7 protein-coding genes are annotated in these 6,632 nt (G+C 58.7%); 1 reads left to right on the top strand and 6 read right to left on the bottom strand.

Features of this window, described 5'->3' with window-relative positions:
- Positions 1 to 484: 484 nt before the first annotated feature.
- Positions 485 to 685, top strand: coding sequence for a helix-turn-helix transcriptional regulator (locus tag ACFQ2S_RS15220; RefSeq protein WP_386075721.1), 201 nt, complete (start codon positions 485 to 487; stop codon positions 683 to 685).
- A 1,574-nt stretch (positions 686 to 2,259) separates the two neighbouring features.
- Here ACFQ2S_RS15220 and ACFQ2S_RS15215 read toward each other — a convergent pair.
- The 6 genes from ACFQ2S_RS15215 to ACFQ2S_RS15190 form a co-directional block, all read right to left on the bottom strand.
- Entirely contained in the window at positions 2,260 to 2,793 is a 534-nt protein-coding gene (locus tag ACFQ2S_RS15215) for a hypothetical protein (RefSeq protein ID WP_386075720.1), read from the bottom strand.
- A 221-nt stretch (positions 2,794 to 3,014) separates the two neighbouring features.
- Positions 3,015 to 3,533 carry a helix-turn-helix domain-containing protein gene (locus ACFQ2S_RS15210; RefSeq protein WP_386075718.1) on the bottom strand — a complete coding sequence of 173 codons (519 nt, stop codon included), beginning with the start codon at positions 3,531 to 3,533 and terminating at the stop codon, positions 3,015 to 3,017.
- Positions 3,526 to 3,855 (bottom strand): hypothetical protein, encoded by a 330-nt coding sequence (locus ACFQ2S_RS15205; RefSeq protein WP_386075716.1) that lies wholly within the window; start codon positions 3,853 to 3,855, stop codon positions 3,526 to 3,528. The genes ACFQ2S_RS15210 and ACFQ2S_RS15205 overlap by 8 nt, the downstream gene beginning before the upstream one ends.
- 183 nt (positions 3,856 to 4,038) lie before the next feature.
- Positions 4,039 to 4,248, bottom strand: coding sequence for a MerR family transcriptional regulator (locus ACFQ2S_RS15200; RefSeq protein ID WP_386075715.1), 210 nt, complete (start codon positions 4,246 to 4,248; stop codon positions 4,039 to 4,041).
- Positions 4,249 to 4,361: 113 nt separating this feature from the next.
- Positions 4,362 to 5,324 (bottom strand): hypothetical protein, encoded by a 963-nt coding sequence (locus ACFQ2S_RS15195; protein ID WP_386075714.1) that lies wholly within the window; start codon positions 5,322 to 5,324, stop codon positions 4,362 to 4,364.
- A complete protein-coding gene (locus ACFQ2S_RS15190) occupies positions 5,314 to 6,516 on the bottom strand; it encodes a tyrosine-type recombinase/integrase (protein ID WP_386075712.1) in 1,203 nt (400 codons plus the stop codon). The genes ACFQ2S_RS15195 and ACFQ2S_RS15190 overlap by 11 nt, the downstream gene beginning before the upstream one ends.
- Positions 6,517 to 6,632: the final 116 nt, after the last annotated feature.

The following is a 6,632-nucleotide window of genomic DNA, read 5'->3' as shown; positions in this document are numbered from 1 at the left end:
GCCCGCAGCTCGATGCAGTACCACGCCGTCGAGAAGAACGATGACGCCCTGCGGCTGGCCATGACGCGGGGCGTTCGGAGACCACTTTTGGGCCAACTGCCAGTCTCCGGAAGTCGGATGGCATCGTTAAACCCCTTTGAACCAAAAAGAAAAAAGGCCCGCACTAGGGCCTGGTCTTGGGTTCGCGAATGGTTTGTGGCGGAGGGAATGACTCGCTCCGCAATTCGGCTGTATTGGCGTTTCGGATCGAGTCTAGACGCCACGAAAATCCCTGAAATCTTGAGAAAAGTGTCCGACCCCATGCCGAAGCGGGCCGCTCCATCCCGAACGTTCCGACGCCGCTTCTAAGGCTTGCGCCAATTCACGCCCTCTCCGCCTGTTTCGAACATAGCCTTCGAGCACGCAACCTACCAACTTGAATAGGTTTTCTTCTCACGCATTCGTTCTCTTGCGACCGAAGTGAGTTGCGCAAAAGGAGACGAAAATGAGCGAAGTATGTCTGAGTCAGATAGAACTAGCGGCCCGCTGGAAGATCAGCCACCGAACACTTGAACGCTGGCGTTGGGCCCAGGAAGGTCCGCGATACCTGAAGATTGGCGGCCGGGTCGTTTACAGATTGTCCGACGTCGAGGCCTTTGAACGCGAGGTTCAGAGCTTTCCTGACGAGCTACCAGCTGAAGGCTGAGCAACCAAGCTCGTCCCTCCCAAGGCTGCGACCGCGCGAAAAAGACAATCTTACGAAGCATTTCGATTGAACACGACATGACTCCCCGCTAGCCTCCGAACAGCACAAAAAATGGGCGCGCATATTAATCAAACGCGCCGAGCGAACCGACTCGGGCACTGACGTGACCTCTGAACGGTTCTTCGTCAGCAAGATGACCCAGGTCAGTGAAATGAGCTGTCAAAGCGTTTAAAGTTAGTTCCAGACTAGGGAGAAAGCCCAATGTTTGGACGGCTTCTTCTGATGTGCTTGGCGTTCTTTCTGCTTGCCGGCGGTGTGGCAGGTATAGGCGGTCGCGTGAAACGCAGGCTAGGTTTTTCGAGAGCGATGCTACTGGTGGTTTGTTGGCCATTTCTTTCCGTACTTGCCTTCGGAATTCTAGATATCCACCTACCGGAAATGGCTGGCCCCATACATTTTCTACTTACCTTTTTGCCTGGATTTTTCTTTGCCGCCATGACCGACAAATCTGCTGGATGGGTTAGGTTTGTAGGCGTAGCAGTGCTGTACCTATTGCTAAGCGGGCCACTGTTCCTATTTGGAGCTGCGCTAAGTTGCAATCTATATGGGGACTGCTTGTAAGGCCTTAGACATCTAAATGGCTTTTCGAGGCAGTGCGGCAGCAAGGATTGCAACGACACGACCAACCATAAGCCCTCAGTGTACAAGCCAGCACCGTCGTCAATGCGGACCTCGACCGATACCTGCTTATGACCGGATTGCGCAGGAAGCAGACCACATCGTCCAGGTGACGGCCCTGCTTAGGCACCGCCTGATGAGACGCGCGGGTGGGAAGGTCAAGTTTTCCGATATTGCAGGCCTTCGCCGCAGGAGCAGCATTTCTGCTCTTGTTCACTCGACATGTGCAACGCGGGTGAAGACCGCACGTTCGCGATGCACTTCACCAAGGACAGGTCAGCGGGCGAAGCTGCCTTGCCGATTTGATATCAATCAAAGACCTAATGTCTCCGTTTTGCCAGCTTTTTGAGGGTGAAGACAGCAGTTCGGCTTCTGGCCGAGAAATGGAGCACCGCATGGACGTGGGAGCCTATCTCCGCTTGGCAATGGGCGTCATCCCCTTTCTTATTTCGCTTGGTGTTTTCGCGGCAAGCGTATATTTGCGCTCCCGAGGGCTTGCATTTCTTGCCTTGGCTCTCCTCGTATTTCCCATCATGTATTGGGGCTTCCTCGGATTGATATTCGGCGCCGTTCGTTAGGAATTCAAACTACGACAGTACCGGTTTGAGCTAGTAGCCGACCTTCGCTGCTTCGGGTGACGAAAATGACGTTGACCGCGCGAGGCACTTAACCTCTTCGAGAGGTCAATTGACAAATCATCCGACCTATAAGTCAGCCTAGGTGGTCGCGGTGAAGAGGAAGTGTCCCGCCGGCGGCTAGCGCGCAGGAAGCAGACCAACGCGACTAGATGACTTCCTTGAGCCTCCACGTTTCCGCCTCGTCCTTCGCGGGCCACTCGACCAGTCGCAGCTCTCTCAGTAGGGCCAGCCGAGCACCCCACCGCCTAACAGCCCCGTTCAAAACTGGAGCCTGGACTTGCCGGATACGGGATCAAAGCCGTACTGCTCGGCGACCCCCTGAAGGGCCTGAGCCACCAACCGGTCATGTTCGGAGCACAATCGCTCGTAGGTCTGCCGGTGCATACCCTTTGGCTTGCCCCAATCGCCGCCGTTCAGCACGCCTCCAAGCCAGCCCAATCGCTCCCTGATCCTATCTGCCTTTCTTGCCGCCCGGTCTCCGGCCGCCTCACGCTGCGAGGGATAGGCCAGCCCATAGCAATGCCGGCATGCGAAGATCCTCCCACCGTACAGCACCGCCACGCGCCGCCCGCAGCTCTGAGCGGGGCAAAGGAACCAATGACGCTCGCCGCCCAGGGTGCAGGCCGTGGTATCTAGATGGACGCCATAGCGCAGGCTCTCCCATGCCCCGCCAGCGTCGCGAGACCGATAGTCTAGGACAATGCGCCACGGCTCGGCGGTGATGCGGATCGAACCGGTTTCTTCACCAGACCTCGACCAAGTGACGTTGCCGGTCGCTCCGGGCTCCAGCATGCCCCTCCGCTTGAGCCACCGAACGTCTATCGACCGATAATCCTCTGTCGTGCTCCTGGAATCGAAGTGCCAACGCCGCCCGCTACCCATGCCGCCCATGCTGCACCTCAGATTTTCCCGAAATCATCTGCGAACCTTTGCCAAGTCTTCGGCGTGACGAACGCTCGCGCCATCCACCCGCCTCACTCGCCCCAGCCCCCGCAAGCAGGGAGTGGTATATATTAGTGTTCCGTTCCAGAACCGTGCCCCCTCCGCTTTTTCGCCCTGACGGGTTCCAATTTGGAACCATCCACCTCGCATGGGTTCTGAAATGGAACCACCGCGCCGCCGCACCGTTCCGTTTCAGAACCGCGTTCTGTTTTTTCCGGCCGCCAACTGCGCCAATCGTTGGTCGGTGACAGCCTCCCCCTTGCCATTTGCACCGGCTTGGTCGTCAGCCGCCATTCGTGGGCTTGCCGGTGATACCAGTTGCCTTCGCGCTCCAGCACCACGAACCCCTTCTCCTGCAAATCGTCAAAGGCGCGCTGGACCGTTGCCTTGCCCATGTTCAACGCCTCCGCGGCCTCCGCGTAGGACAGGCGCAGCTTGCCGTTGTTGCTGCCGTTGAAGCGCGTGTGCAGCTCCAGGAAGACCCGCACCGCAGCGCCAGACAGGTGCCGCCAGGCGTCGCTCTTGAGCACCGCGTATGGGAGGGGGGCATACTGCCCCTCCTCCGCTCTCTTGCCGTTGCGCTTAGCCATCGACCGCACCTCGGCAGCCCGAAGCACGCCCCTTGCTGCGCAGCGCTTCCAGCTCGGCCGCGAGACGTTGCGCCGATGGCGGGAAGTCTAGTTCGGACGGGTCGCACGTCTTTGCCAAGTGATAGTGTCCGATGCGCTCAGGCCCTCGATACTCGGTCACGATGGGCCAGCCGTAATGCGACCGCAGCGTGTGCACGATGGCACCCAGACGCCAGCCGCGGACGCCCTGGATGACGTCCATATGGTTGAGCGTCTTGCCCAGCGCCAAAGCGCGACAGGCAAAGTAGACTTGGGTCGGGTTGCTGTACCACTGGTCACTCATGCCAGACCCTCCCCCTATGGATCTCCGGGGGTTGGACCGAGTTGCTGGCGCGGTCCCAATAGAAGCGAGCTTCGGACGGGCTTGCGTGAACGGTGCCGCATGTGGCATCAACTGGACTTGCTACGGTGGCAGTTGATGTCACACGGAAAGCCCCGGCCCCGCGTGCGGAGTTGGGGTTTTTCATTATGCGGCCTCCCCGTTCGGGTCGACGCGCTGGGCGTTGAGATAGGCGTTCAGGTCAGAGCCGTGATACCCGATGCGCCGCCCGATGCGGATGAAGGCCGGGCCTCGGTTGCGGTGCCGCCATTGCGCCAGCTTTTCCGTGCTACCGAAGACGCGCAGCTCGGGGTCTTCCGGAAAGAAGATGCGGTCGGAGTCGAAGATGTCTGCCATCGACAATCCCTTTCACTGGATTGGTTACGATGGCTCTGAATTATGGTGACTTTTTCGCGCTGGTCACCAGCGTTTTTCTTGCGCTCAAGCGGCTTTCGGAAACCAAAAAACGCTTAAGCGCCTTCCGCAAAGACCGCCCGATAGCGCGCCGCGAACGCGTCCAGAGACCTTAGGTCAACTTCATACTTGAAGCGTATCGAGGGGGTAGCGGGTGTGTCCGGTCGCGCCCGCTTAAGATTGTCCCAGGCTTGAGCAAGGATGCGCTCCTCTGACATCTGCCCGACAATGCCGGATAGCTTCTCGATTTCGGTCATCAGCGCTTCGAGCCGCTCTTGACGCTTGGCGTTTGAGTGACGGCCTCCACCCTCACCTGCCTTCTTTCGCGTGCTGTCTGCCGCTTGAGCTAGACCTTCCGAACCGTGAAAAATCGCTTCAAACTGACGAAAGAGGTAACCCTCCGAAAAGGAGCGATCGGAACATACCATTAGAAAAATTGCTCTTGCTCCGAGAGTTGCCAGTAAAGAGGCCGGGAAGTGATTGAGGCAATACTCCAGGATGGCCGCCAAGTTCCAGTTGTTGCCGTAAGTTTCCTTCATCCAATCAATGTGCTCGGCCCCGAGCCGGTCGTGTACCTTTCGACTGATTTGGCAGTCTGCGCCAGCTACTCCGGCCCCCTCAAAAGCCTCATAAATTCCCATGAAGATCCCATCGGGCATATCTACCGAAATCAGTCTTTCGACTTCATCAGCTCCAATTTCTTTGAAGCGCGGATAGCTGCCGGCTGTTTCGGCGACCTCTGTTCCAATCGGCGTGATGCGAGCTGCCTCTTCCGCTTCTTGCCGTGAAGCGAAGTATGCAAACGACACCGCGTTGGAATCCAATCCTGTCGTTTTGGTCGTTCTTAAGCTCCAGTAACTGTCTCCGGCCTTCAAGTGAGCCAAATGCTCGGAGCCAGGCAGGAGCTCATCGAAGAAACCTCGTGCCGGGTGCAGGGTTTCATCCACAACATACTCGTGAATTCTGTGGTGTGAGATGCGGGTGAGGCGGTTGGCTCTTGTCCATTTGTTATCGGTCAAGTTCGCCCTCCGTTTCTACCAACAAAGGCGTCACTGACTCCGCCCACAAAACCATCAACTCCCGCCGCCGCTCAAGCAAATCTGACCTAGCGTAAGCCCTCTCCACATCCGAGCCGAACTGATGCGACAGCGCCGCCTCAGCTACCTCTCGCGGTGCGCCCGCTTCCTCCGCGGCCCAATCGCGGAACGTGCTACGGAACCCGTGCACAGTGAACTGCCCGCGTCCCATGCGCCGCAGGAGCATCAGCATCGACATGTTGGATAACGGGTGGTGCCGCTTCTGCCCTTGGAAGACATAGGTGGACGCCAGCGGCTTCATCGTGTCCAGGATACGTACCATCTCGTCCGTCAGGGGCACCCGGTGTTGCAGCCCGCCCTTCATCCGCGCCGCCGGGATCGTCCATAGCCGCGCCTCCGTATCCACTTCCTCCCAGGTCATGCCCAACACCTCGGAAGTGCGGCAGGCGGTCAGGATGGCGAATTGCAGCGCCTTTGCTGCCGTCGCGCTGCGCGTATCAAGTTCGGCGTAGAAGGCAGGGACATCGCGCCACGGCATCGCCTCGTGGTGCTCCACCTTGGCCTTCACCTTGGGCAACACCCCGGCCTCCTTCACGGCCGTCACCGGGTTCTCTCCCTCGCGAAATCCGCGCGACCGCGCCACGTCCAGCACCGTCTTGATACGCTGCGCCAGACGCCGTGCGGTTTCGTGCTTCTCCGTCCAGATCGGAGAAAGGCACATCAGCACTTCCGGTTGCCCGATGGCATCGACCGGCATGCGTCCAATCTTTGGGAAGGCATAGTCGCGCAGCGTGTTGATCCATTGCGCGCCATGCTTGGGGTTCTTCCAGGTCGGCAGACGGTCGATATGCACCTGTCCGGCCAACTCCTCGAAGGATGGAACCTCGCGCTTTGCATTGTAGCGGGGATTAAGGCCGGACTTCGCCATGCGCCGATACTCAAGCGCCCTTTCGCGGGCCTGGTTCAAGGTGACGACATCCGCCCCGCCGAGCCCGAAATCGGTGCGCAGCGGCGCGCCTTTGGCGTTCTTCTGCCCCTTGACCGTTACACGAACCACCCAGCGCCGCGCCCCGGACGGGTCAACTACCAGGTAAAGCCCCGAGCCATCGCCGTGACGCCCCGGCCCAAGATTCGCTACCAGCTTCTTGGTCAGTTTGCCGCTCAAAGCAGTCATCTGTACCACCATTCATACCACACAATGAAAGCGTACAGACAAAACCGAACGAAAGCCAGCGAAACCCGACAGGGAGCCACGGCCCCTTATTTTGTCCTACTTTAGACACTTCCCAG

The sequence above is a fragment of the Tropicimonas aquimaris genome, assembly GCF_042676185.1.
Lineage (GTDB): Bacteria > Pseudomonadota > Alphaproteobacteria > Rhodobacterales > Rhodobacteraceae > Tropicimonas > Tropicimonas aquimaris.
Note: the sequence above shows the minus strand (reverse complement) of the source record. Positions and strands in the feature narration are given on the sequence as shown.

Coding starts and splice junctions, on each gene's coding strand:
- ACFQ2S_RS15220 (WP_386075721.1), top strand. CDS start 485: ATGAGCGAAGTATGTCTGAGTCAGATAGAACTAGCGGCCCGCTGGAAG.
- ACFQ2S_RS15215 (WP_386075720.1), bottom strand. CDS start 2,793: ATGCTGGAGCCCGGAGCGACCGGCAACGTCACTTGGTCGAGGTCTGGT.
- ACFQ2S_RS15210 (WP_386075718.1), bottom strand. CDS start 3,533: ATGGCTAAGCGCAACGGCAAGAGAGCGGAGGAGGGGCAGTATGCCCCC.
- ACFQ2S_RS15205 (WP_386075716.1), bottom strand. CDS start 3,855: ATGAGTGACCAGTGGTACAGCAACCCGACCCAAGTCTACTTTGCCTGT.
- ACFQ2S_RS15200 (WP_386075715.1), bottom strand. CDS start 4,248: ATGGCAGACATCTTCGACTCCGACCGCATCTTCTTTCCGGAAGACCCC.
- ACFQ2S_RS15190 (WP_386075712.1), bottom strand. CDS start 6,516: ATGACTGCTTTGAGCGGCAAACTGACCAAGAAGCTGGTAGCGAATCTT.